This window comes from Paenarthrobacter sp. NPDC089714 (assembly GCF_044748905.1).
GTDB lineage: Bacteria > Actinomycetota > Actinomycetes > Actinomycetales > Micrococcaceae > Arthrobacter.
The window spans coordinates 48,591-72,270 of record NZ_JBIVGX010000018.1 but is presented as its reverse complement, the minus strand read 5'-3'; the positions used below and the strand labels follow the sequence as shown (position 1 = coordinate 72,270).

The following is a 23,680-nucleotide window of genomic DNA, read 5'->3' as shown; positions in this document are numbered from 1 at the left end:
GCTTCCTCACGGAAAGCAGCATCATATTTTCTTCTGGGCCCGGTCATCTGAAGTCGATCTCCCATCAACCTGTCTCAGAAAACCATACGACCGCACTCCCTCTCTCACGCAACCGCCCCCTCCGGCGATCCCTCTCTCACCCAACCGCCCCCTCCGGCGATCCCTCTCTCACCCAACCGCCCCCTTCCGCCAACGCTCTCTCACAGGGGCAGTCCGACCAGGAATCGTAAGGTCACGATGGCCTCCCCAAGCGTAAAATTTTCAGCGTAGGAGGTGGCCATTATGCATCTAGCCCTCAACAAAGCCACAACTGTCCTGCCCGTCGATGACATGAGCCGCGCACGCATGTTCTATGCGGAAAAGCTCGGCCTGCCGCACAGGGGCAGGACCTGGGATGGAAACGATTTGTTCGGCAATGACGGCGGCGCCATGCTGCAACTGTTGCCCATTACGGATGGCATGCACTCGAGCCATACCGCATTGAGTTTTGAGGTTCAGGACATCGAGCGCCTGGTCGCCGAGATGGAAGCACGGGGTGTCACCTTCCAGGACTACGACCAGCCTGACCTCAAGACCGAAAACCACATCTGCACCACGGATGCTGAAAAGTGCGCTTGGTTCATGGACTCGGAAAATAACGTCCTATGCATCCATGAAACCTTGGGCCAACAAGCCGAATATCAGTTGTAGATGAAAACGAAGAACGCCTGCCCGTTTGGGAAGGCGTTCTTTGTGAGAGAGGGACCCACCAAACCGGCCATTCGGTGAGAGAGGGCCCCAAACCGGCCATTCGGTGAGAGAGGGACCCACCAAACCAGCCATTCGGTGAGAGAGGGTTACTTCTCTACGAGGGTAAGGACGTCGTAAGTGGCTACGATCTCGTCGTTCTGGTTGGTCAGGACGGCGTCCCAGGCAACCTCGCCGTACTCGTCCGTCTCACGCGGGGTGATCTTCTTCGCGGTCAGGGTCACGCGGATGGAATCACCGGCGGCCACGGGCGTGATGAAGCGCAGGTTCTCCAGGCCGTAGTTGGCCAGCACGGGACCCGGGGCAGGCTCCACGAACAGCCCGGCTGCCCAGCTCAGCAGCAGGTAGCCGTGCGCAACGATGCCCGGGAAGAACGGGTTGGCTTCCGCAGCTTCCTGGTTGGTGTGCGCGTAGAAGGTGTCGCCCGTGGAGTTGGCGAACGCCGTAATATCCTCCAGCGTTACCTGGCGAAGCTCCGAGCGGACAGCGTCGCCAATACGCAGCGTGGCAAGGGACTTGCGGAACGGGTGCTCGCCTTCGGTCTCGACGGTGAAGTTCCGGTCGGCCCCCGTGTGCCATTGACCCGTGACCGCGGTCAGCATGTTGGGTGAGCCCTGGATGGCCGTGCGCTGCATGTGGTGCAGCACGGAACGGATACCGCCGAGCTCCTCGCCACCGCCGGCACGCCCCGGGCCACCGTGGACCAAGTGCGGAACGGGCGAGCCGTGGCCAGTGGAGGAACGAGCATCCTCGCGGTTAAGCATGTGAACGCGGCCGTGATGGGCGGCAATCCCCAGCACCAGCTCCTGCGCCACAGCGGGGTCGTTCGTGCAAACGGAAGCCACGAGCGAACCGGATCCTCGTGCAGCCAAGCGCACGGCGTCGGCGAGATCCGTGTACCCCAGGACGGAAGACACGGGACCGAAGGCCTCCAGGGAGTGCACTTCTTCGACTTCGGCATCCGCCCAGCTCAGCAGGACGGGCGCCATGAAGGCGCCGTCCTCCACGACGCCAACGGTTCCACCTACCGAGGTGACCGACGGCGCATCGAGGGATCCGTACGCAAGCTCGCCGCCGGCGTCGAGCATTGACTGGACAGCAGCCCGGACGTCGGCGAGCTGTTCCAGCGAAGCGAGCGCACCCATGGTGACGCCTTCTGCGCGCGGGTCCCCCACTACAACGCGCTCGTTGATGCGGGCGCCGATGGCGGCGGCGACCTCCGACGTCAGTGCTGCCGGGACAAGGACACGCCGGATCGCGGTGCACTTCTGGCCGGCCTTCACCGTCATCTCAGTGACGACGGCCTTGACGAAGGCGTCGAACTCGGGGGTGCCCGGGACGGCATCAGGGCCGAGGATCGCGGCGTTGAGGGAGTCGGTCTCGGAGGTGAAGCGGACGCCGCCCTGGACCACATTGCGGTGAGACTTGAGGGAGTTGGCTGTCGATGCCGAACCGGTGAAGGACACGAGGTCACGGTAGTCGAGTTCGTCCAGGAGGGTCCGGGCCGAGCCGGAGATCAGCTGCAGGGAACCGGCGGGAAGGATGCCTGATTCAACGATCGCCCGAACCGCGGCAGCGGCGACGTAACCCGTGGGAGTGGCTGGCTTGACGATGGTGGGAACGCCGGCCAGGAACGCTGGCGCGAACTTCTCCAGCATGCCCCACACCGGGAAGTTGAAGGCGTTGATCTGCACGGCGACGCCCGGGATCCGGGTGTAGATATGTTCGCCGGCGAAAGACCCGTCCTTGGAAAGGATCTCCATGGGACCGTCCACCACAACCTGTGAGTTGGGCAGTTCACGGCGGCCCTTGGAACCGAAGGTGAAAAGCACGCCGATGCCGCCGTCGATGTCGATCATGTTGTCGATCTTGGTGGCACCGCTCTGCGACGAGGACGCGTACAGCTCCTCACGGCGTCCGTTCAGGTACACGGCCAGCTCTTTGAGCTTGAGTGCGCGCTGGTGGAACGTCAGCTTGCCCAGTTCGGTCTGGCCGGTGGTGCGTCCGAAATTCACGACGGCGGCAAGGTCCAGGCCGTCGGTGCTCACGTTGGCCAGGACTTCTCCGGTGCTGGCATCACGCACGGGCACTGTCTTGGCTTCGGGCGCGGGAGTCCACCACGCATCCTGGACATAGCTGGGGACGGTGGCAACGGCTGTGGTTTCCGGGGCGACTGCTGTAGTGGTCATCGTCGACGGGTCCTTCCAAGGCACATGAAAGCGGCACGGTCATTGCTGGAGGGGCCAACATTACTGACCGGCCGTTCGGTAATATATACAGGGTACATGAAGGACCGGCCAAGGTCAGCAAGAAATTTCGCCGCAGCCGTATCAAGCGTCCGTGAGCTTCGCCTTCAACACCTCAAGCTGGGAATCCGTAACACCGTTGGCGCGCAAGTAGCCCTGCACATCAAGCCCGACAAGGAAGGCCTCAAGCGCCGTGCGTCGACGCTCCAGCAGCGCTTCAAGATCCGCGTCCGGCAGATAGGGATCATGGGCGTGCGGCGCACCATGGGTGCGGTGCCGTTCATTGATTCCGCGGGCAGCCAACTCGTAGCCCCGGACGATCTCCCGGTCATCGACACCCGCCAGTCGCTGCAGCATCAACGCAATCACTCCGCTGCGGTCCCGCCCCGCGGAACAATGGACCACCACTTTGCCCGGCGAGGCCGCGATCGCCGTGAAAACGAGCGCGATCTTGTCCGCAAACAGCGCGAGGTACTCCCCGTACTGGCCCGGCTCCTTGAGGTACGGGCCAAAGAGCGTGGTGAACTGGCTATGATCCGGGTCTTCCGTTGGGCAGTGTACGACGTCGATCCGCGCCTTCACATCGTCCGGCACTTGGGGATCCGTGTCGCGTTGCCGCCGCTCGCGCGAGGCGCGAAGATCGATCACGGTGCGGACGCCGTCGTCGTACATTTGCTGCCACCCGGCCGCGGTGACCCACTCATGGCGGCCCATCCGGTACACATCGCCGGCGACCCGCCACGCATTGACGGCGCCGTCCCAAGGGACCGCCTGGGGCGCAGAAGTCATCCCATCCATAAGAGCCAGCTAACCACACAGGTGCGCACCACGAGGGGTTGGCTTCCGGGCTTTAGGGGCATGCTTAGCCCCAAAAGCTAACCCCTCGACGAAGCGGTGTACTTCGAGAGCCTGTACTCCAACCCGTTCCGGACGGCAGGCCACTCGTGCTCGAGGATGGAGAACACCACGGTGTCCCGCAGGGCTCCGTCGGCGCTGCGTGTGTGGTTCCGCAGCACCCCGTCCTGCTTGGCGCCGAGGCGGGCAATCGCGTCGCGGGACTGTTGGTTGAGCCAATGCGTGCGGAATTCGACGGCGGGACAACCCAGCGTTTCGAAGGCATGGCGCAGGAGCAGCAGCTTGGAGTCAGGGTTGGTCCCCGTCCCGTGGGCGGACGCGGCGTTCCACGTGGAGCCGATTTCGACACGCGGCAGCACCGGATCGATGTTCATGTACGTGGTCATCCCGATCAGCTTGCCCGTGCTGTTCAGCCGCGTGGCGAACGGCAGCATGGAACCGGATTCCTGGAGGGCAAGCCGCCGCTCAATCTCTGCAGCCATGCCCTCCGGGGTGGGCACGGAGGTGTACCAGAGCTTCCACAGTTCGCCATCTCGCGCGGCGTCCACCAAACCGTCGAGGTGGTCCGTGCGGAGCGGTTCAAGGGTAACGAAGGTGCCGGTCAGGGTGATGGGTTCGAGAGTGCTCACCCGGCCAGCCTAACCGACCCAACTGGGTAGCAGTTAAGCGCGTTCTGAGGCTTCAAAACGCGCTTAATTGCGACTTAGTTGGGTTGCCGGGCGTTAGTCTGTCCAGTCGAAGAATCCCTTGCCGGTCTTGCGGCCCAGCTCACCCCGCGCCACCTTGTCGCGGAGGATCTGCGGCGGCGCAAAGCGATCGCCGAGCGTGGAGTGGAGGTACTCGGCGATGCCCAAACGAACGTCCAGGCCAACAATGTCCGTGGTCTTCAGCGGACCCGTCGGGTGCTTGTAGCCCAGCACCATGGCGGCATCGATGTCTTCCGCCGAGGCCACATCCTCCTCGACCATGCGCATGGCTTCCAGCGCGATCGCCACGCCAAGCCGCGAGGACGCGAACCCCGGGGCGTCATTGACGACGACGGCGGTCTTGCCGAGTGCCTCGGTCCAGCTTTTCGCCGCGGCAGCAAGTTCGGGTGAGGTCTCCTTGCCCAGAACCACCTCGATGAGCGTGGAGGCGGGCACCGGGTTGAAGAAGTGCAGGCCAACAAAGTTGGCGGGACGGTGAAGCTCGTTGCCCAGGCCCGTCACGGACAGCGAGGACGTATTCGAGGCCAGGAAGGCATCCGCTGAAAGGTGTTCCTCCACTGACCGCAGGGCCTTGACTTTGAGGTCGTAGTCCTCAGGAACAGCTTCCACCACCAGACCGCAGTGGATGAAGGATTCGTAATCCGTGGAGGTGCTGAAGCGGGACAGGGCCTCTTCCGGCATCTCGGCCAACGTGCCGCGGGCTGCCGACTTGGCGACTGCTTCCGAGACGCGGCCATGCGCGCCCGCAGCTGCCTCATGGTCTCGCTCCACGACAATCACGGTGGCACCCTTGGTCAGGAAGGCGTGGGCAATTCCGGCGCCCATGCGGCCCCCGCCGAGTACTCCGACCACGTGCGGGATGGCGGGAACTGCTGTCATTTCTGGGTCCTGCTCTCTGGCTCGGCTTTGCTGTTCTTCTTGTCTGCGCTCTTCTTGTCCAGGAATGCCTGCATGCGGTCGAACTTGGCCTGGGATTCGAAGAGGATGCCCTGGGCAAGGGTGTCGATCAACGGGTGGGCTTCGGCGGGAGCATGGAACACGGACTTGGTAATGCGGACTGCCAAGGGATCCTGGCGTGCAATGCGATCGGCCAAAGCGTGGGCGGCATCCATGAGTTCCGGAGCCTCGTAGATCCCCGTGATGAGGTTGATCCGCAGTGCTTCCTCTGCCCGCAGCACAGCTCCGGCCAGGAGGATTTCTTTGGCCTTCGGCTCCCCGACGAGTTCTTTGAGGCGCCAGCTGGCACCGGCTGCAGCCAGGATGCCGAGGCCTGTCTCAGGGTTACCGATCCGGACGCTGGGTGTCCCGAGCCGGAAGTCGGCGGCGTAGGCAAGCTCCGCTCCCCCACCCAGACAGTATCCATCCAGGGCAGCAATGACGGGCATGGGCAGCTTGGCGATGCGCACAAAGATGGTGGAGTTGATTCCTTGGAGGGCATCGTCCCGGCGCCGCTCCCGCAACTGTCCAATGTCAGCACCGGAGGCAAACACACCGTCCGTCCCGGCGATGATCAGCACTTTCGGGTTCTGTTCAAGCTCGGCGCACACAGCGTGGAGCTCATCCACCATTTTCTGGTCGATGGCGTTCCGGACCTCGGGACGATTCAGGAGAACGGTGAGGCGATCTTCGCGCTCCTCAACCAAGAGGGTGCTGAAGTCTTCGGGATTCAGTGCCATTACACGCCTTCCAGCAGCATTGCGGTTCCTTGGCCCACGCCGATGCACATGGTTGCCAAGCCGAGCTTCCGTCCACTTGTGGACGCGAGTTCGCGCTCCATGCGACCCAACAGCGTAATGGCGATACGCGAGCCGCTGGAACCGAGCGGGTGTCCCAAACTGATGGCACCGCCGTCGTTATTGACGATGTCCGGGTCCAGGCCCAAGCGGCGCATGCTCGCGAGCGACTGCGTTGCGAAAGCCTCGTTCAGTTCCACGGCGCCCAGCTGCTCTGCCGTGAGCCCTGTCCTGGTCAGGACCTTTTGCGTTGCCGGAACCGGACCGATGCCCATGATTTCGGGCTCGCATCCGGCAGAGGCGCCGTCGATGATTCGGGCGCGGGGCGTCAGGCCGAATTTCTGAATGGCCGACTCCGAAGCAACGATGATGGCGGAGGCGCCGTCGTTAAGGCTGGAGGAGTTCCCTGCCGTAACCACCGAACCGCCTGGCACTACTGGACGGAGTCCTGCAAGGACGTCCATGGTGGTGCCTTCGCGGGGCCCTTCATCCGTATCCACCACGGTCTCGGACTTGCGGGTCTTGACCGTGACGGGAACAATCTCGTCCTTGAAACGTCCACCGGCGATGGCGGCCAAGGCACGCTCGTGGGAGCGGACCGCGAAGGCGTCGGCGTCCTCGCGGGAAATGTTGTCCACCCGGCCAACCTCTTCCGCGGTTTCGGGCATGGAGTAGGTCATCTTGCCGTCGCGGGACAGTTCGCCCTTGGTGAAGAGCGGGTTCGCGAAGCGCCAGCCGATGGACGTGTCGAAAATCTGGCCCGGCTTGGCGAACGCCGTGGCGGGCTTCTCCTGCACCCACGGTGCACGGCTCATGGATTCAACGCCACCGGCCACAACAATGTCCGCCGCACCGGATTTGATCATGTGGCTTGCCATGATGATGGCGCTCAGGCCCGAAGCACAGAGGCGGTTGACCGTGATTCCCGGAATGTGGAGGGGAAGTCCGGCGAGGATGGTGGCCATGCGGGCAACGTTGCGGTTTTCCTCGCCTGCGCCGTTCGCGTTGCCGAGGATCACCTCGTCAATGGCGTCAGGGTCGACGCCGGCACGCGCCACTGCTTCCCGGACTACCAGGGCGGCAAGGTCGTCGGGGCGGACGGAGGACAGTGCCCCACCGTAGCGACCCACCGGCGTTCGTGCGCCGCCAACAAGAAAAGCCTCGACCATGAGAACATCCTTCGCGAAGTGAAAGGGACCGGCACGGAATAATATACCGACCGTTCGTTCTATAAAGATTACACGGCCCGGCGGGACGGTCAACAGATGAAGCTGCCCTGCCCGACCGTCCCACTGGCGAATCAGACCACCCGGATCCCCAAGTGCCCGGCTAGAAGAGGCGCAAGAAGGCTCAGCTGGTAGTCGTCGATCACCACGCCGGAAAGTCCGCTAAGGCCGTTGATGCCGCGGAATTCCGAGGTGCGAAGATCCACGTCCTTCAGCTTGGCGCCCGTGACGTCCAGCGAGCCAATGGTGCAGTTCTTCAAGGCAACACGCGTGCCCGTCACGCCCCCGAGGTCCAGTTCATTGATGATGCAATCCGAAATCTGGACATCAATGAGCTTTGACCCGCGCAGGTTCACATAGTCGAGCTTGCCGCCGTCGATTCGGACAGAGCGCCAAGTGCCCTCATAAAGTTCGGCTGACCCCCAGCGCGGGTTGGTGATCTCCACGTCCTGCCAGGAAGTCCGCGCCGCTGGAAAGACCGGGGCAAAGGGCTCGGACAGGATGCACTCCCGGAACGTCGCACCGCGAAGCTGGGCCTCATTGAAGGAGACGCTGTTGAACTCACACTCGATGAAGTCGGCGCCGCTGAGCTCCTCGCCGTCCGCCGAAACGCGGGTGAGCCGGACGCCGTCGTACCTCTCCCCGCGCTGGAAGTCCGGGGTGTCGTCGTCGCGCAGTTCTTCCAACCGCACCGGCGAAATCTTGGGGGCCGCCACCTTCGCCGCCGCCATCAGAGGGATTCCGCCTTCGCAGCGATCTCGGCGAGGTCTTTGGCCAGGGCCTTGCGCGTGACGCTCATGCCAATCTTCCCGAACAGCGCCATGGTGATCTTGCTCAGCAAGGTGGGTTTGAGGATCTCCGCACCGAACGTCAGGGTGATGTCCGTGCCGCCGTCCCGCCCGTTCAGGGCGAAGCGCGTGGTGTAATCCGCGCCGCCTTGGAGGGCCTTGACGGTGGTGCTGCGGGGCGGGTCCGTGTGGGACACCCACATCTCCACGGTTTCCTGGCGGCCCATCATGGTGCGGGTCTCTTTCCACCGGGTCCCTTCGCCGTAGGGACCGTCCGTGAGCATCTGGATGGCGTCGATTCCGGAGATGGTTCCGGCAGAACCCGGGATGTCGGAAATGACGGTCCAGACTTTCTCCGGGCTGGCGTTGACGTGCTGGGTCAGGGAGGTGGTGTGATCCATACATCGAGCCTAGACCCGACCCCTGACACTCCCAACTGATCATCCGCTGTGAGGCCCGCTGTGCGCCCCATTCCCCAAGCAGGGGCCACGCCGCCCGGGTTCCCTGACCGAGCTTGCGAGGTGAGGGAGGCGGTGGGGATGCAGAGCAGGCCACACAACGCGACAGGGCGGCCACGCAACGCGAAACGGCGGGCGCCTCCGCAAAGGAGGCACCCGCCGTCGAGCATTTGAAAAGGACCTAGCTGAACAGTTCGCTCTTGGGCTGGTTGTTCTTGACCTTCTGCCAGCCGAGCCAGAGGACCAGGGCGAAGAAGGGGATGGTCGCGAGGGTCCACAGGCCCAACAGGAACACATCGCCGGTGGCCTTGTCCGTGACGGTGTCGAAGCCGATCAGTACCGTGATGGCCAGCAGGGCAATGAGGCCCAACCAGCTGGTCCACGGCGAACCGGGCATCGGCAGGGAGGAGACCTTGCCGCGTTTCTTGCGCAGCGCGATCTGGCTCGCGAAGATCGAACCCCACGTGAAGATCACGCCGATGGAGGCCGTGTTGAGGGCGAGGTCGAAGGCATGGGAGCCGCCCAACCAGATGTTCAGGAGGATACCCACCAGGTAAACGCCGCCGATCGCGAGGATGGCCGCATACGGCACGTGGCGGGTGGACATCTTGGTCAGCCACTGCGGGGCGTGCCCGTTGTTGGCCATGGTGCGGAAGATCCGGCCGATCGAGTACAGGCCCGAGTTGCAGGAGGACAGCGCGGCGGTGATAACGATCATGTTCATCACATCGCCCATCCAGCCCAGGCCCATCTGCCCGAACACGGTGACGAACGGCGAGGTACCGGCCTTGTACTGGTCGGACGGCAGCAGCATCGCCAGCAGGGTCACGGAACCGACGTAGAACACCACAATGCGGATCACGACGGCGCGGATCGCCTTGGGCACTTCGCGTTCCGGATTCTCCATCTCGCCAGCGGTAATACCGACGAGCTCGATGGCGTTGTAGGCGAAGATCACGGCGTTCAGGACCAGGATCATCACCAGGCCGCCCTTGGGGAACATGCCGCCTTCATCGTGGAAGAGGTTGCCCACGGAAGCATGGCCCGCGCCGACCTGGGCGTTGGTGACCACCATGAAAGTGCCCACGGCCAGGAAGATCACGATAGCGGCGACCTTCAGGCAGGAAGCCCAGAACTCGAATTCACCGAATGCCTTGACGCTGAACAGGTTCACGGCCACCAACAGCACCAGCGCTGCGATGGCGGACAGTTCCACGGGCACGTTCGGGAAGAAGAACTGGAAGTACAGGCCGATCGCGATCAGCTCCGCGATACCGGTCATGGCCCAGTTGATGAAGTACATCCACCCGGACAGGTAGGCGCCCTTCTTGCCGAACATTTCACCGGCGTAGCTCACGAACGAACCGGACGTCTGCCGGTACATGATCAGTTCGCCGAGCGCGCGCATCAGCAGGTAGGCGATGACGCCCGCAATCGCGTAGGAGAAAATCAGGGCCGGACCCGTGGAGGCCAGGCGGCCACCGGCACCCATGAAGAGACCGACGCCGATCGCGCCGCCCATCGCGATCATGGTCACGTGACGGCGGCTCAGGGTCTTCTGGTAACCCTCGGCACTGAGGGTGGAGCTCCCGCCGGCGGATGACGCCTTGGGGCTCTGGAGATCTGTGGGAGTACTTTGCGGCACAGCTGTTCCTTGTGGGTTGGGGTATTGCTGTTGTGGTTGCGCCGGTGCCGGAGCAGGGGCCGATCCGGCACACAAAATTCGGATTTTTCCTCGTTGAGGAATCCTCTGTGTGACGCAGACCGCAGAACGCCGAACGTTCGGGCAACCCGTCCATCTTACGGCATATGACGCGGAGCTCGTGACGCAGGCAACAAACCCTTGCCGTCGGCGAGCAACGCGGGGTCACTCATGGCCCATCCGGCAGCGCAACATAGGCCCTAAGCGACCCCGCGTTGCTAGAGGAGGGTCCCGTCCACCATCCGCCGACGCACCCAGTTCCCGCCTCCGGCCAACGCGCAGCCATCGAACCATTCGCCCAGCGCACGGTCATGGCTCACGATCAGCACGGTGCCGCCAAAACCCGCGAGCGCCTCCTCGAGTTGTTCCACGAGCACCGGCGCCAAGTGGTTGGTGGGTTCGTCCAGGACCAGGGTGTCGAAGCCGCCCAGGAGCAGTCGGGCCAACGCGAGGCGCCGTTGCTGTCCCGCGGAGAGGCTCCCCACCGGAACGTGGAACTCGGCGGGCCGGAAGAGCCCCAGTCGAAGCAATGCCTCGGCATGCTCGTCAATGTTCCCGCCCAGCCCAGCCGCAAATGCCGGGAGAAGCCGGAGCCCTGGTTTGGCCGGGATGTCCAGTTCCTGCCGCAGATAGCCCACGGTGCCCACACGCCGCACCTCGCCGGCGAAGTGCTCCGAGTCCCCGGCGAGCACGGACAGCAATGTTGACTTTCCGGCCCCATTTGGCCCGGTCAGGAGCACTTTGTCACCGGCGGATACCCGGAAGGAGGTCGGCTGCAGGCGTCCGGGAACGGCGACGCCGGATGCCTCAAGGGCACCGTCGAGCCCCTCCAGCGAAGCCGCCAAAGTCAAGGGCACGGGCGGCCGGTCAACCGGGTTCTCCTCCAGCCGCCTAAGCCGCTCGTTGGCATTGCGGACCTTGCTCGCGGCGGCCCTTTCCCAGGTGCCGGTCTTCACGCCGAACGCCATTTTGTCGTTGTCCCGCCTGCGGCCGTACCCCATGCTGTCGGCAACGGTCGCGGCCTGCAGCTTTTCGGCCGCCATCGCGTCGATCCAGTGCTCGTATTGCTGCGCCCAGCGGGCACGTTGGGCGGCTTTCTCGCGGAGGTACCCTTCGTAGCCGTTCCCGTACCGCGCCACCGAGCGACGGTCGCCGTCCACTTCAATAATCGTCGAGGCCAACTTCCGCAGGAGGACGCGGTCGTGGGAGATGACGACGACCGTTCCACGGTGGGCCGCTAGCCGCGATTCCAGCCACTCGGTTCCACGGGCGTCGAGGTGGTTGGTGGGTTCATCGAGCAGCAGGGCGTCGGCCGGATCAGCCAGCAGGCATGCCAGGGCGACGCGTTCCTGCTCGCCTCCGGACAGGGAGGAAAGCGTCCGACGCCGGTCCAGGCCTCCCAGCCCCAACTTGTCCAGCGCTGCTGCCACCCGGGATTCGGCGGCATATCCCTCACGGAGTTGGTACTCGGTTTGCAGGCTGCCGTAGAGTTCCAAGGCTTCCGCGTCGGCAGTCGCCAGGTCCCCTTCCAGCCCGGTGATCCGGGCCTCGAGGGTGCGCAGGGAGGACAAGGAGGCATCGATGGCGTCCCCGACGGTCAGGGACACAGGCATTCCGTGGGTCTGCGCAAGGTAACCCACGCGGTAGCCGCCGGTTCCCAACAGACCTGCAGCGCCGTCGTCGGGCGTTTCCTCCCCGGCCAGCAGGCGCAGCAAAGTGGACTTCCCTGCTCCGTTTTCGCCCACGATGGCAACGTGTTCGCCGTGATCGATCACCAGGTTGGCAGAAGTGAAGAGTTCGCGGTCCCCGTAGCCGTGGGATACGCCGGAAAGGTGAAGATGATGGTAGGTCAAGAGGAATCCTCGCAAGTACGCAGGTAGCGGCGGAACGCCGCGTGGGCACTGGGGATGCAGCCAAAATGTCGGGGCTGCGCTCAAGACTCCATCGTTCCAGCCTGCCCGGCAACGCCGGGCAGGTCAAGTTGGGGAGCTGGTTCAGGCCGTCGCCATGGCCCGCTTCCGACGGGCCTTTGCCAGCCGCGTACCGATCAGTCCCTGCCGCGGGCTGAAGAGATACACGACGGCGAACACGGCACCTTGGGTGAGCACCACCATCGCGCCGGACGCGGTGTCAAGGTAGTAGCTGAGGTAGATCCCGGCAACCGAGCAGGCCACCGAAATGACCGGCGCAATGACCAGCATCCGGGAGAAACGGTCCGTCAGGAGGTAGGCCGTGGCACCGGGAATGATGAGCATCGCGACCACCAACACCACACCGACGGTCTGGAGTGCCACGACTGATGTCAACGCCAGCAGGCCGAGCAACAGCGCGCCGAGCCTGCGTGGAGATAGACCGATTGCGTGCGCGTGCGTGGGGTCGAAGGCATAGAGCGTGAGGTCGCGCCGCTTGAGAATGAGGACTGCGAAAGCCACCACGCCCAGCACCACCACCTGGATGAGGTCCGGGACACTGACGCCCAGCAGGTTGCCGAAGATGATGTGGTTCAGGTCGGTTTGGCTCGGTGTCACGGAGATCAGCACCAGGCCAAGGGCAAAAAGGGACGTGAACACGATGCCGATCGCGGCGTCCTCCTTCACCCGGCTGGTATTCCGCACCACGCCGATCAGCGTCACTGCGATGAGGGCGAACACCAGCGCGCCGAGCGCGAACGGCGCACCGACAATGTAGGCAAGGACGACGCCGGGAAGCACTGCGTGCGAGACTGCGTCGCCCATGAGGGACCAGCCAATGAGGACGAGCCAGCAACTGAGGACAGCGCACACGACGGCGGCAATGGCCGTGGTCGCGAGGGCGCGGACCATGAAGTCGTAACTGAGGGGTTCGAGGAGGAATTCCATGGTGCTCAGCCCCTGTTCATGACGTCGAGGCCGAAGGCCATGGCGAGGTTCTCCGGCTGCAACACAACCTCCGGGCTCCCATGCATGAGGACCTTGCGCATCAGCAGCACGGCTTCGTCGCAGAGCTGCGGGAGGGCGTGGAGGTCGTGGGTGGAGACCAGGATCGTGGCCCCGTCTGCGGCGAGCTCACGAAGCAGCCGGGTGATGGTCGCTTCGGACCGCTTGTCCACTCCGGCGAAGGGCTCGTCGAGGAGCATCATGGTGGCGCCCTGCGCGATGCCCCGTGCCACGAACGCCCGCTTCTTCTGCCCGCCGGACAGTTGGCCGATCTGGCGGTCGGCGAAGTCGGCCAGTTCCACCCGTTCCAAGGCGTGTTCGACGGCGTCATGATCGGCTTTGCGGGGCCGGCGCGTGAATCCGAGGTGCCCGTAGCGGCCCATCATCACCACGTCCCGGACCGAAAGCGGAAAGGCCCAGTCCACATCCTCGCTCTGCGGAACGTAGCCGAGGCCGGCCGCCTTACGGATCTTCAGGGGTGGTTCGCCGTTGATGAGGACCCGTCCGGAATCCGGTTTCACCATGCCCATGATGGCCTTGAACAGCGTGGACTTTCCTGAGCCGTTCATGCCCACGAGGCCGCAGATACGCGAACGCTCCAGGCTGAGGGAGGCCGAGTCGAGCGCGAGGACCTCGCCGTAATGGACCGTGACATTGTCTACGAGGATCGCTGGACTGCTCATGATGCGCCTCCAGTCAGTGCGGTGGTGATGGTTTTCGCGTCGTGGCGGATCAGGTCAAGGTACGTGGGCACGGGGCCGTCAGCTTCGGACAGGGAATCGACGTAAAGCACCCCACCGAACGCGGCGCCGGTTGCCCCGACCACTTGCTGCATGGGCGCGTCGGACACCGTGGATTCGCAGAATACTGCGGGCACCTTGTTGTCTTTGACGAATCCGATGGCGCGGGCAATCTGCTGCGGGGTGGCCTGCTGCTCGGCATTCACGGCCCAGATGTAGACCTCCTTCAGGCCGGCATCCCGGGCAAGGTAGGAGAAGGCACCTTCGCACGTCACCAGGGCACGGTGGGCTTCGGGGAGGACCGAAAGCTTGGACACCATCTCGTCCTGTACCGCCTGGAGTTGGTTGTTATAGGCCTTGGCGTTGGCCTCGAACTCCGAGGCATGGGCCGGGGACAGCTTGGCGAAGGCCTTCGCCATGTTGTTGGCGTAGATCTGCACGTTCGCGGGGGACATCCACGCGTGCGGGTTCGGCTTGCCTTTGTAGGAGTCCTCGCCGATTTCCATGACGTCCACGCCTTCGCTGACTACGGCATGCGGGACGTCGAGGCCTTCGACGAACTGGGAAAACCACGCTTCGAGGTTGAGACCGTTGTCCAGGATCAGGTCCGCTTGGGCAGCCTTGCGGATGTCGCCCGGCGTGGGTTCGTAGCCGTGGATTTCGGCTCCGGCCTTGGTGATGGATTCTACGCGCAGCTTGTCCCCGGCCACGTTCTTGGCGACGTCTGCCAGCACCGTGAACGTAGTGAGGACCATCGGCTTATCATCACTTCCGGCTGACGAATTTCCCCCGCATGCAGAGAGGCCCAGGGCAAGGGCGAGCGCGATGAGGACAGCGGCGAAACGGCGGACTTCTTTGGCGCACCGAAACACAAAGTTAGGCATACCGAAAATCATAGCCAACCCGGGGCCGCAGCAGCAAAGATAGGCTGGTCATATGGGCTCCCTATCGACGCAAACCAGGCTGTACCGGTTCAACATCCTTGATGCCGCCGCCGTCGTGGCCTATGTGGGCTTCACGGTCTACTTCACCCTCGCCGGCTCGTCCGTGGAACGGTTCATGCTCCAGCTTTTTCCGGAGCCGGCCACGGCGTCCTATGCCGTCAACGCGGTCTTCTATGCCGCCGTCGGGGTCTTCGCCTTTGCTTCCGCCTGGCGGGTGGTGGGCCGGGACTTCAAGATCCTGGGCACCCGGCCGTTGTTCACGCTGGGAATGGTCCCGCTGGCAGTGGTGGTGATGCTGATCCTCACGGCGATCTTCGTTGCAGTGATCGGTGGCGTCCAAAGTTCCGAGAACCAGATGGGCATCCAAGGCCTGCTGCAGCACGTGCCTGCCTGGCTGATGGTGCCGCTGCTCGTGGTCCTTGGCCCTTTCGTTGAGGAGTACCTGTTCCGGCACCTGCTGATCGGGAAGTTGTCCCAGTACGTCAACATCTGGATCTGCTGCGTTGTGTCAACTGTGGTGTTCGCTTCGATCCACACCATTGGCAGGGAGGGCCTCGAGTTGTCCGCGTTGGCACCCTACCTGGGCATGGCCGTGGTCCTGGTGGGTGTGTACGTATGGACAGGCAAGAACCTGATGTTCTCCTACCTGGTCCACGCCGCCAAGAATCTGCTTGCCGTGGTCCTGATCTACGCGGTCCCCGCGGAGCTCCTTCCCAACTGACTAGACTCGGACTGTGAACAACCAACTCCCTGCCAAGGTTTCCGACGTCTTTGACCCCACGCGCTGGCGCACCGTTTCCGGCTTCGATGACTTCAAGGACATGACGTACCACCGGCAGGTTGAGCGGACGGCTGACGCAGTCAAAGACCTCCCCACGGTCCGCATCGCCTTCAACAGGCCCGAGGTCCGCAACGCCTTCCGTCCCGGTACGGTGGACGAGCTCTACCGCGCCATGGACCATGCCCGCATGACCCCGGACGTCGCCACCGTACTGCTCACGGGCAACGGGCCTTCCGCAAAGGACGGCGGCCATTCGTTCTGTTCCGGCGGCGACCAGCGGATCCGCGGGCGGGACGGCTACCGCTACGCAGACGGCGAGACGCAGGAATCCATCGATCCAGCCCGCGCGGGCCGCCTCCACATTCTGGAAGTACAGCGCCTGATGCGGACCATGCCCAAGGTGGTCATCGCCGTCGTCAACGGCTGGGCGGCGGGTGGCGGGCACTCGCTGCACGTGGTCAGCGACCTCACCATCGCCTCCCGCGAGCACGGCAAGTTCAAGCAGACCGACGCCACGGTGGGAAGTTTCGACGCCGGTTACGGCTCCGCGCTGCTGGCCCGCCAGATCGGGCAGAAGGCCGCGCGCGAGATCTTCTTCCTGGCCCGCGAATACTCCGCCGAGGACATGGTCCGCATGGGCGCCGTCAACGAGGCCGTGGACCACGAGCGCCTTGAAGAAGTCGCGCTGGAATACGCCGCGGACATCGCCCGGCAGTCACCCCAGGCCATCCGCATGCTCAAGTTCGCGTTCAACCTCGCGGACGATGGACTGGCCGGCCAACAGGTCTTCGCCGGCGAGGCAACGCGCCTGGCCTACATGACGGACGAAGCCGTGGAGGGCAAGGAAGCGTTCCTCCAGAAGCGCGATCCCGACTGGTCCAACTTCCCCTACTACTTCTAGGACCTCCCTTGGACATTGATCCGATCCTCAAAGCACTGGCCGCTGCCCTCCAAGGCGAGGGTCCCGCCGTCGAGATCGTCACGGATGCGAACGGTGCAGCAAAAGCGTTACCCGTGGAAACCAGCGTGGAGGACGCCGCAGTGGTGGTCCGCACCTCCGGTTCCACCGGGACTCCCAAGGCAACCGTCCTCACCATCGATGCCCTCGCGGCGTCGTCGGTGGGTACGGCCGTGGCGCTGCGCGGCGAAGGGCAGTGGCTGCTGGCCCTCCCCCTGCAATACGTTGCGGGTGTCCAGGTACTGGTGCGGTCCTTGTACGCCGGAACCCGGCCGTGGGTGGTGGACCAGTCGAACGGTTTCACCCCGGAAGCGTTCACTGCCGCCGCGGAAGAACTTACGGACAAGATCCGCTTCACCTCCTTGGTGCCCACCCAGTTGCAGCGCCTTCTGGACTCCCCCGCCCCGGAAACCCTCGCGGTCCTTCGCCGGTTCAACGCGATCCTGTTGGGCGGCGCACCGGCGTCGGCCGAGCTCCTCGCCGCGGCACACGCGGAAGGGCTCAACGTCGTCACCACATACGGCTCGGCCGAGACGTGCGGCGGGTGCGTGTACGACGGCGAGCCGCTGGACGGCGTCGAAATCCGCCTTGGCGAGGGCGAACTGGAGGGCCGCATCCTGCTGGGCGGCGCCACGGTCGCAGCCGGCTACCTGGAGAACGGCCCCGAGGCCTTCTTCGAGGACGACGACACCCGCTGGTACGTCACCGGCGACCTGGGCGAGATGTCGCCGGAGGGCAAGCTCACCGTCCTGGGCCGCGCCGACGACGTCATCATCACCGGCGGGGTCAAGGCTTCCGCCGCGTACATCCAGGAAAAGCTGGAAGGGCTCGACGGCGTGACGGCGGCTTTCGTGGCAGGCGTCCCGTCGCGCGAGTGGGGACAGGCCGTAGCTGCGGTGGTGGCCGTGGCGGATCCAACACGCGAGGGCATCCGCGGATTCACTGCGAAGCGCGAGGCCGCACTGGGTGTTTTGGCCCCGAAAACCGTGCTTGCGGTCAGCGAACTGCCCATGCTCCCCAACGGAAAGCCGGACAGGCTGGCCATGATCGAACAGCTCGAAGCCCTGCATCAGGGACAATAGACAGGTTCTGCCTTAACGAACCTGACTGAAGATCAACCCCCAACACACGAGGTACTGCACGTGGCGACAGCTGCACAATGGATTCAAGGAGCCCGGCTCCGCACACTGCCCGCAGCGATTGCGCCGGTCCTGATCGGCTCGGCTGCGGCCTTCGAACTCCATGCTTTCCGGCTGCCCAACGCGATCCTGGCGGCACTCGTGGCCCTGTTGCTCCAGATCGGCGTCAACTACGCCAACGACTACTCCGACGGCATCCGCGGCACCGACGAGGACCGCGTGGGGCCGCTGCGCCTGGTGGGCTCCGGCGTGGCCAAGCCGGAACACGTGAAGTGGGCTGCGTTCGGCCTGTTCGGCCTGGCCATGGTGTGCGGCCTCATCCTGGTGATCATCACCCAGACGTGGTGGCTCATCCTGGTAGGTATCGGCTGCGTCCTGGCGGCGTGGGGCTACACCGGTGGCAAGAACCCATACGGCTACCTCGGACTGGGCGACGTCTTCGTCTTCGTGTTCTTCGGGCTCGTGGCAACACTGGGAACCACGTACACGCAGGCAGGGCAGGTCAGCCTGGCGGCGGTGATCGGAGCGATCGGCACCGGGCTCATCGCCTGCGCGCTGCTCATGGCCAACAATGTCCGGGACATCCCCACGGACACCGCCGCCGGGAAGCGGACTCTGGCGGTGCGTTTGGGCGACAGGCACGCGCGTGAAAGCTACGTGCTGATGCTCGGCGTCGCCATCCTGCTGGTGGTGGTGCTGGCACCCACCAAGCCGTGGATGCTGATCGTGCTGCTGCTGATCCCGGCCTGCCTCATGCCGGCCTGGCTCATGGTCAACGGGAAGAAGCGCAAGAGCCTTATCCCGGTACTGAAGCAGACGGGCCTGATCAACCTCGGCTACAGCCTGCTGTTCTCGCTGGGGCTGATCCTGACGCGGATCTGAATCCAGCCGGAAGGTCCCTAGACGGAACCCGGGCGCTTGTCATTGTTGATGGCAACGTCCGGGTTTTGTTCCACCAGGGAGTCCTCGGCAGCGGCGTCGTCCATTTCGCCGGCGGAGCGCAGCGGCTTGGCCCGGCCGGAGAAACGCTCACGCATGGCCCCTGTTGCGGCATCCCGCTGCTTCTGGAAAAACAGGTAGCTGATGGCGAAGGCGATCACGCCGGCACAGACCACAGCCAGGATCGCACCCGTCCCCAAAAAGTAGAAAAGCACGAACAACGGCACGAAGAGCGCCAAACGGATCAGGGAATACTTCAGGAAAGCCACCATCCAAGTTTAGCCGCCCGGATGGTTGCACTCTGATCACGGCCTCCATGAGGGATCCAGCGAACGGCTTTCGGCGACTAGACTTGGTGCATGCTCCGCGTTGTTGGCGTCGTCGTCGTCCTGGTTGTGTTCGTGTACGCCCTTATCGATGTCATTCGCACTGACAGCCGAAGCACGCGCGGCATTTCCAAGCCGGCCTGGATCGTGGTGATGATCGTTCTCCCGGTGCTGGGTGCCATTCTTTGGTTCATTTTCGGCCGCCCCTACGGAAGGCCCTCAGCCAAGCCGGTCCGCAGCTACCCCACGGCTCCGGACGACGACCCCGAATTCCTCCGTAACCTGGAAGCCCGGCGCCGGAACCAGGCTGAAGAAGAGCGGCTCAAGAAGCTCAAAGCCGACCTCGAGGCCAAGGAGCGCAAGCTCAAGGATTCACAAAGCCCTGACACAGACGAACTGAAGTAGGGAACATGGCCCAACAAGCTGATGAATCGCGGTCTCTCCAAGCACAAACCGGGACGCCTCTCAGCGGGCCACCTTTGAACTCCCCAGCACCACCGCCACGCCCAGGCGTGTCGGTCTCGACACCCCCACCGATTGCGGTCGCCGTGCGCCCGCCCGGCCCCGCCCGTTGGGCCCGGACCTTGTGGCTGGCCAGCTTCCTGGCGGGCTTCGGCGTCATCCTGACGGATTTCCTGGGCCGCAACGCTCATTTCGAACGCCTCAAGGGCGTCATCGGTGGGATGGTCCCGGACGGGGACGCCAGGGCACTCGACGGTGCCACCGCCGTCGTGTTCCTCGGCAGCCTGGGCATGCTCGCGCTGGTGACAGCCATGGAAGCCGTCCTGCTGGCCGTCGTCTTCCGGCACCGCGGGTGGGCGCGGTGGGCGCTTGCTCCCGTGGTCCTGCTGCACGCTGTGGTGACGGTGGTGATCGCCGACTTCGTCATCGCTCCCGGCGCCGACGGAGTGCTGGCAACCTTCTTGCTCGCAGCGCAGTACATCCTCGCCGCGGCCGGCCTCATCCTGTTGTTCCTGCCGTCGGTGTCGGCGTGGCTCCGGCGTGGACGGACGGCCCCGCCGGTGACCCCGAATCGACGAGGACGCAGCTAGGCGAGGGCGTTCATCGTCCGGCCGGAATCGCCGCGAGCATCCCTTCGCAACTGCGGATCACCACGCGGCATGCGCCCACGGCAGCCGGTTCAGTCAGCGGGTTCTCCGCGATCGCACGCCAGCGGTCCAGGCACGCCCGGGCAGCGTCGCTGACACTGTCTTCGCCTGAATCGTCAGGGAGGCCCAGTCTCAGCGCAGCTCCCGTCCCGGATCCACCCACCAGGCGTTCGGCCTCGGCCGCTGCATCCGGGGCGAGCCCCACGCCGCTGGTCCGGAGGGCTGCCAGCAGCCTGAGTTCCCTGAACTCGTGCGCTCCCGCCTGGAGCCGCTCCAACGCCGTCACCAGTGAGGTTGCGTCTTCCGGGGCCGGGTTTCGCAGCAATGCTTCCAAACCCACGACGGCGGCGCGCGCCTTGAGGGCTTCGGCACGGGTTTGGAACAACGAGGCGATGCTTTGGAGCAGTTGGCCCAGACCGCTCCGCCGGGCGAGCTCGTGGGCCAGTGCGGTTGGATCGTCGAGCCCGCCCCGGACCAGGGCAACGCCCAGCCTGATGCCGAAGAGACCAAAGCGTTCAATCAGCGAAACCCTGGTTTCCGCTGCGATTCCGGTGGGCTCAGTGGCCCGGACAAAGCGGTCCGCGGACAACATGATCCGTTCCCATGCGGGCTTCCCAAGGCCCGCAAGGGACACCAATGCCTCATAGTCGCTTTGCCGCATGGTCCGGGAACTCTGCGCCAGCAGGCCCGCAACCGGTACGACGCCGAGCGCCAGGGGTTTCAGGTTCCCGTCGCGGCTGTAGCGGTCAGCGATCACTGCGGCGGAAATCAGGGAGTCGATCCTCCCGGCGCCGATCTCATCCGCCCTGGACAGCACGGCAAGCGCGTTGACAGTCCCCGATTGCCCCGCCGCTTTGTCCCTGAACGATTCCAGGAACCGCACATCCGAGGCATGCATGTGGCGCATGAGGTAGATGACGGCGTCGGCGGCTGAGGGCGCGTCTTCGGGCAGCAGGAAAGCCGTTGACCGGCCTGAAACATCCTGGGAGAGGGACGCGATTCCGGGGGTGTCGATCAGGGTCAGGTCCTTCAGGCTCGCTGCCGGCCAATCCACCACCAGGCGCTCCACGTCTTCGGCCTTGATGCCGCCCAGGGGGAACACAAGGCGTCCGTCCTCCCGGGTCACCGGCAACGGACGCGGTTCACCGTGCACTGGGAAGAGGGTGACACGCGGTGTGGGTCCGTGCCGGTACCACGTGACGATCCTGGTGCACTCTCCTGCATCGGTTGGCGCGATTTCCTCTCCGATGATCGCATTGAGGAGGGTGGATTTTCCGGCTTTGACCATCCCTGCCACGGCAATGCGCAGTGGCCCGGAGAGCCTTTCGTCGAGCTCGTCCAGCACGGCCATGGCGCCGGGATCTCCATGGAAGACCTCCCGGGCTTTGGCGAGGAGCCCGGCAGCTTCGGAGATGCCGGAGTCCTCCATGGCCTTCATCCCGCCCTGACAGCGGACGGTTGGGCACTGGGTGAGACCCCGTCCTGGAGCGCAGCCGTGGCCTGGGCCAGCGCGTCCACCTTCTTGAGCTGGAACCGGATGTCCTTGATGCGCAGGTCCCGCTCGACGGCGAACGTCGCAGCGGCTTTCTGGGCTGCCGCCACCGAATCCGTCAGGGAACGGTGGTGTTCGTCCGCGATCTCGGTGAAATGGTCCCTGGTGGCCCGCTGAACCAGGCGCAGCCTGTCCTTGAGTTGCTTCCCCACTTGGAACACGACGTCGTCAACCTGTTTGCGGACCAGCGCTTTGGCCTCTGCCTGGCGGCGTTTGAGGCGCGCTTCCTTCTCTTCCCGGTACGCCTTGCGGCCCAGCAGGAGTCCGGCACCCACGGACAGGGGGTTGATCAGGGCCATGCCGAAGATGCCTGTCAGGAGGCCGAACATCAGCACGCCACCGTAAGAGCCCCGCATTCCGATCAGCACCTTCTGGAGCGGGGCCATCCTTCCGTCCTCCATGGTGGGCATCTCGCTCACGGGATCCAGGACTCCGCCAGTATCGGCCACCTGGGTCAGCGGGAGGGCCACTTCTTCCTCGGAGAAGTGTTCAGCGACCTGGTTGGCAAGCCATTGGGCCCGTTCGCTGGTCCAGACGAAGGTGTCGGAGACGGCGGCCGCGGCGCTTTGTTCCAGCCAGAGGGAGAACTGTTCCCAGGCGGGTCCCGGGTCGCCTTGGTCGATGGCGTTCTCCGCCTCGCGTTGGATACGCCTCAACCGGTCCCGGAGGTCGTATTCCATATCCGCGATGAGATCCCCGATGCCATCGTTCAGGGTGGTCTGCCAGCGGGCCGAACGCTTGCGCAGGGCGTCTGCTTCCTGCTTTGCGGTTTCCAGGTCAGCGATCATTTGGGGCGTGCCGTCCGGGTTTTCCAAGGCTGCGAGCTCGGACTGCAGGGAGAGCCTCAGGTGCTCGGTAACGGACACGAGGTCGTGCTGCACGGATTTCTGCCGGATTGCTGCCGCCCGCCCTTCGATGGTGTCCCGCAGGTAGGCGATCAACGCGGGAAACCCGGACTCCTCGTTCAGCTCCCTGTCCTGCATGCGTGCGGCTTGGAGTCGCAGTTCGGAGGAGACGGGCAGCAGCGTCATCTCCGGTGCGACGTCGGAGAGGTGCTGGCGGTCGAGCTCTGCGATCTGCCGCCAGGCCGGGTAGAGGTCGGTCTTCGAGAGGACGCACAAAACGTTCGGGCTGACCCGCATGGCTTGGCGAAGGAACCTGATTTCCGGCTCGGTGTATTCCTGGGAGGCATCGGAAACGAACACCACCGCGTGGGCCGAGGGAAGGGCCGTCAACGTGGTCAGGGTATGCGAGGATCCCAATCCGCCCACGCCCGGGGAGTCCACAATCGTCAGTCCACCGGCAAGGAGCTGCCGGGGCAACGCCACCTCAGCCGCAACCAGGTTCTTGGTATTCCCGGGGTTCCCGGCTTCCGAGACGTAGGCTGCGAGCTGGTTGATGTCCACCGGGCGGCGCTCCAGCTGCGGATCACCGGGAGGATTTTCCAGTGACGGCGTGTCCCCCTGGCCCGGAGTGTCCTTGGGGACCAGGACTGCAGCGGACGCGGGATCGCCGTGCTTGACCACCGTGGGAACCGAGGTGGCGATGTCGTCATCCACCGGGCATACCGGTGCATTGACCAGGGCGTTGATGAGCTTGCTCTTGCCTTGCTTGAACTCACCAACAACGATCACCCGGACGCTCGGATCACGCAATCGCCCGCGGGTTTGCTCCAGGCGTCGGCGAAGGTCGTTCCTCTCCCCCGCCAGTTCCATGCCCTGTTCCACCAGGGCGGCCATGCGTTCCGTTCCCGCCACAGTTGCTCCTCTGCTCCCGAACCTTCATCTTCAGAACCGGCGAAATGCCCGGCAGGTG

At 64.5% G+C, this 23,680-nt stretch carries 23 protein-coding genes; 7 read left to right on the top strand and 16 right to left on the bottom strand.

Going from position 1 to position 23,680, the window contains the following annotated elements; genetic code table 11:
- The first annotated feature begins 282 nt into the window (after window positions 1-282).
- On the top strand, window positions 283-690 hold the full coding sequence (locus tag ACIPY3_RS21255) for a VOC family protein (RefSeq protein ID WP_400337178.1): 408 nt from the start codon (window positions 283-285) through the stop codon (window positions 688-690).
- A 146-nt stretch (window positions 691-836) separates the two neighbouring features.
- Here the strand turns inward: ACIPY3_RS21255 and paaZ are convergent, their stop codons facing one another.
- The 13 genes from paaZ to ACIPY3_RS21190 form a co-directional block, all read right to left on the bottom strand.
- Window positions 837-2,936, bottom strand: coding sequence for a phenylacetic acid degradation bifunctional protein PaaZ (paaZ, locus tag ACIPY3_RS21250; RefSeq protein WP_400337176.1), 2,100 nt, complete (start codon window positions 2,934-2,936; stop codon window positions 837-839).
- A gap of 141 nt (window positions 2,937-3,077) precedes the next feature.
- Entirely contained in the window at window positions 3,078-3,791 is a 714-nt protein-coding gene (locus ACIPY3_RS21245; RefSeq protein ID WP_400337174.1) for a tyrosine-protein phosphatase, read from the bottom strand.
- Between the two features lie 77 nt (window positions 3,792-3,868).
- Window positions 3,869-4,477 (bottom strand): GNAT family N-acetyltransferase, encoded by a 609-nt coding sequence (locus ACIPY3_RS21240; RefSeq protein WP_400337172.1) that lies wholly within the window; start codon window positions 4,475-4,477, stop codon window positions 3,869-3,871.
- 93 nt (window positions 4,478-4,570) lie between these two features.
- Complete coding sequence (locus ACIPY3_RS21235; RefSeq protein WP_400337171.1) at window positions 4,571-5,434, bottom strand: 3-hydroxyacyl-CoA dehydrogenase family protein; 864 nt, start codon at window positions 5,432-5,434, stop codon at window positions 4,571-4,573.
- Window positions 5,431-6,231, bottom strand: coding sequence for an enoyl-CoA hydratase/isomerase family protein (locus tag ACIPY3_RS21230; protein ID WP_400337169.1), 801 nt, complete (start codon window positions 6,229-6,231; stop codon window positions 5,431-5,433). Before ACIPY3_RS21230 ends, ACIPY3_RS21235 begins: the two co-directional genes overlap by 4 nt.
- The gene (locus ACIPY3_RS21225) at window positions 6,231-7,457 is read right to left on the bottom strand and encodes a thiolase family protein (RefSeq protein ID WP_400337167.1); all 1,227 of its coding nucleotides are present in this window, start codon (window positions 7,455-7,457) and stop codon (window positions 6,231-6,233) included. The genes ACIPY3_RS21230 and ACIPY3_RS21225 overlap by 1 nt, the downstream gene beginning before the upstream one ends.
- A gap of 131 nt (window positions 7,458-7,588) precedes the next feature.
- Window positions 7,589-8,245: a pentapeptide repeat-containing protein gene (locus ACIPY3_RS21220; RefSeq protein WP_400337165.1), complete on the bottom strand. Its 657-nt coding sequence runs from the start codon at window positions 8,243-8,245 to the stop codon at window positions 7,589-7,591.
- Complete coding sequence (locus ACIPY3_RS21215) at window positions 8,245-8,703, bottom strand: SRPBCC family protein (RefSeq protein ID WP_400337164.1); 459 nt, start codon at window positions 8,701-8,703, stop codon at window positions 8,245-8,247. Before ACIPY3_RS21215 ends, ACIPY3_RS21220 begins: the two co-directional genes overlap by 1 nt.
- A 238-nt stretch (window positions 8,704-8,941) precedes the next feature.
- Entirely contained in the window at window positions 8,942-10,405 is a 1,464-nt protein-coding gene (locus ACIPY3_RS21210; RefSeq protein ID WP_400337162.1) for an amino acid permease, read from the bottom strand.
- A 275-nt stretch (window positions 10,406-10,680) separates the two neighbouring features.
- A complete protein-coding gene (locus ACIPY3_RS21205; RefSeq protein WP_400337160.1) occupies window positions 10,681-12,315 on the bottom strand; it encodes an ABC-F family ATP-binding cassette domain-containing protein in 1,635 nt (544 codons plus the stop codon).
- Between the two features lie 141 nt (window positions 12,316-12,456).
- Entirely contained in the window at window positions 12,457-13,320 is an 864-nt protein-coding gene (locus ACIPY3_RS21200; RefSeq protein ID WP_400337158.1) for a metal ABC transporter permease, read from the bottom strand.
- Between the two features lie 5 nt (window positions 13,321-13,325).
- On the bottom strand, window positions 13,326-14,060 hold the full coding sequence (locus ACIPY3_RS21195) for a metal ABC transporter ATP-binding protein (RefSeq protein WP_400337157.1): 735 nt from the start codon (window positions 14,058-14,060) through the stop codon (window positions 13,326-13,328).
- Entirely contained in the window at window positions 14,057-15,001 is a 945-nt protein-coding gene (locus ACIPY3_RS21190; protein WP_400337155.1) for a metal ABC transporter substrate-binding protein, read from the bottom strand. The genes ACIPY3_RS21195 and ACIPY3_RS21190 overlap by 4 nt, the downstream gene beginning before the upstream one ends.
- 52 nt (window positions 15,002-15,053) lie before the next feature.
- Between ACIPY3_RS21190 and ACIPY3_RS21185 the strand changes: the two genes are divergently transcribed.
- From ACIPY3_RS21185 to ACIPY3_RS21170, 4 genes are read left to right on the top strand one after another with little or no spacing between them, the layout of a single operon-like run.
- Window positions 15,054-15,782: a lysostaphin resistance A-like protein gene (locus tag ACIPY3_RS21185; RefSeq protein ID WP_400337153.1), complete on the top strand. Its 729-nt coding sequence runs from the start codon at window positions 15,054-15,056 to the stop codon at window positions 15,780-15,782.
- Between the two features lie 13 nt (window positions 15,783-15,795).
- Window positions 15,796-16,743 (top strand): 1,4-dihydroxy-2-naphthoyl-CoA synthase, encoded by a 948-nt coding sequence (locus ACIPY3_RS21180; protein WP_400337151.1) that lies wholly within the window; start codon window positions 15,796-15,798, stop codon window positions 16,741-16,743.
- 8 nt (window positions 16,744-16,751) lie between these two features.
- Entirely contained in the window at window positions 16,752-17,882 is a 1,131-nt protein-coding gene (locus ACIPY3_RS21175) for an AMP-binding protein (RefSeq protein ID WP_400337149.1), read from the top strand.
- Between the two features lie 60 nt (window positions 17,883-17,942).
- Window positions 17,943-18,821 carry a 1,4-dihydroxy-2-naphthoate polyprenyltransferase gene (locus tag ACIPY3_RS21170; RefSeq protein ID WP_400272011.1) on the top strand — a complete coding sequence of 293 codons (879 nt, stop codon included), beginning with the start codon at window positions 17,943-17,945 and terminating at the stop codon, window positions 18,819-18,821.
- Between the two features lie 17 nt (window positions 18,822-18,838).
- Here the strand turns inward: ACIPY3_RS21170 and ACIPY3_RS21165 are convergent, their stop codons facing one another.
- The gene (locus ACIPY3_RS21165) at window positions 18,839-19,150 is read right to left on the bottom strand and encodes a DUF4229 domain-containing protein (protein WP_400337147.1); all 312 of its coding nucleotides are present in this window, start codon (window positions 19,148-19,150) and stop codon (window positions 18,839-18,841) included.
- Between the two features lie 87 nt (window positions 19,151-19,237).
- Between ACIPY3_RS21165 and ACIPY3_RS21160 the strand changes: the two genes are divergently transcribed.
- Together ACIPY3_RS21160 and ACIPY3_RS21155 are read left to right on the top strand one after the other, a co-directional pair.
- Window positions 19,238-19,609: a PLD nuclease N-terminal domain-containing protein gene (locus ACIPY3_RS21160; protein WP_400337145.1), complete on the top strand. Its 372-nt coding sequence runs from the start codon at window positions 19,238-19,240 to the stop codon at window positions 19,607-19,609.
- Window positions 19,610-19,752: 143 nt separating this feature from the next.
- A complete protein-coding gene (locus ACIPY3_RS21155) occupies window positions 19,753-20,256 on the top strand; it encodes a hypothetical protein (protein ID WP_400337143.1) in 504 nt (167 codons plus the stop codon).
- A gap of 10 nt (window positions 20,257-20,266) precedes the next feature.
- On the opposite strand, the gene ACIPY3_RS21150 is transcribed toward ACIPY3_RS21155, so the two are convergent.
- Both ACIPY3_RS21150 and ACIPY3_RS21145 read right to left on the bottom strand, forming a co-directional pair.
- Window positions 20,267-21,742, bottom strand: a complete 1,476-nt coding sequence (locus ACIPY3_RS21150) for a dynamin family protein (protein WP_400337188.1) — start codon at window positions 21,740-21,742, stop codon at window positions 20,267-20,269.
- Between the two features lie 5 nt (window positions 21,743-21,747).
- Complete coding sequence (locus tag ACIPY3_RS21145) at window positions 21,748-23,604, bottom strand: dynamin family protein (protein ID WP_400337186.1); 1,857 nt, start codon at window positions 23,602-23,604, stop codon at window positions 21,748-21,750.
- Window positions 23,605-23,680: the final 76 nt, after the last annotated feature.

Excerpts from the sequence above, each read along its gene's own strand:
- ACIPY3_RS21190 (WP_400337155.1), bottom strand. The coding sequence starts at position 15,001 with ATGCCTAACTTTGTGTTTCGGTGCGCCAAAGAAGTCCGCCGTTTCGCC.
- ACIPY3_RS21220 (WP_400337165.1), bottom strand. The coding sequence starts at position 8,245 with ATGGCGGCGGCGAAGGTGGCGGCCCCCAAGATTTCGCCGGTGCGGTTG.
- ACIPY3_RS21235 (WP_400337171.1), bottom strand. The coding sequence starts at position 5,434 with ATGACAGCAGTTCCCGCCATCCCGCACGTGGTCGGAGTACTCGGCGGG.
- ACIPY3_RS21195 (WP_400337157.1), bottom strand. The coding sequence starts at position 14,060 with ATGAGCAGTCCAGCGATCCTCGTAGACAATGTCACGGTCCATTACGGC.
- ACIPY3_RS21165 (WP_400337147.1), bottom strand. The coding sequence starts at position 19,150 with ATGGTGGCTTTCCTGAAGTATTCCCTGATCCGTTTGGCGCTCTTCGTG.
- ACIPY3_RS21215 (WP_400337164.1), bottom strand. The coding sequence starts at position 8,703 with ATGGATCACACCACCTCCCTGACCCAGCACGTCAACGCCAGCCCGGAG.
- ACIPY3_RS21255 (WP_400337178.1), top strand. The coding sequence starts at position 283 with ATGCATCTAGCCCTCAACAAAGCCACAACTGTCCTGCCCGTCGATGAC.
- paaZ (WP_400337176.1), bottom strand. The coding sequence starts at position 2,936 with ATGACCACTACAGCAGTCGCCCCGGAAACCACAGCCGTTGCCACCGTC.
- ACIPY3_RS21185 (WP_400337153.1), top strand. The coding sequence starts at position 15,054 with ATGGGCTCCCTATCGACGCAAACCAGGCTGTACCGGTTCAACATCCTT.
- ACIPY3_RS21200 (WP_400337158.1), bottom strand. The coding sequence starts at position 13,320 with ATGGAATTCCTCCTCGAACCCCTCAGTTACGACTTCATGGTCCGCGCC.
- ACIPY3_RS21225 (WP_400337167.1), bottom strand. The coding sequence starts at position 7,457 with ATGGTCGAGGCTTTTCTTGTTGGCGGCGCACGAACGCCGGTGGGTCGC.
- ACIPY3_RS21160 (WP_400337145.1), top strand. The coding sequence starts at position 19,238 with ATGCTCCGCGTTGTTGGCGTCGTCGTCGTCCTGGTTGTGTTCGTGTAC.
- ACIPY3_RS21230 (WP_400337169.1), bottom strand. The coding sequence starts at position 6,231 with ATGGCACTGAATCCCGAAGACTTCAGCACCCTCTTGGTTGAGGAGCGC.
- ACIPY3_RS21150 (WP_400337188.1), bottom strand. The coding sequence starts at position 21,742 with ATGGAGGACTCCGGCATCTCCGAAGCTGCCGGGCTCCTCGCCAAAGCC.
- ACIPY3_RS21245 (WP_400337174.1), bottom strand. The coding sequence starts at position 3,791 with ATGGATGGGATGACTTCTGCGCCCCAGGCGGTCCCTTGGGACGGCGCC.
- ACIPY3_RS21145 (WP_400337186.1), bottom strand. The coding sequence starts at position 23,604 with ATGGCCGCCCTGGTGGAACAGGGCATGGAACTGGCGGGGGAGAGGAAC.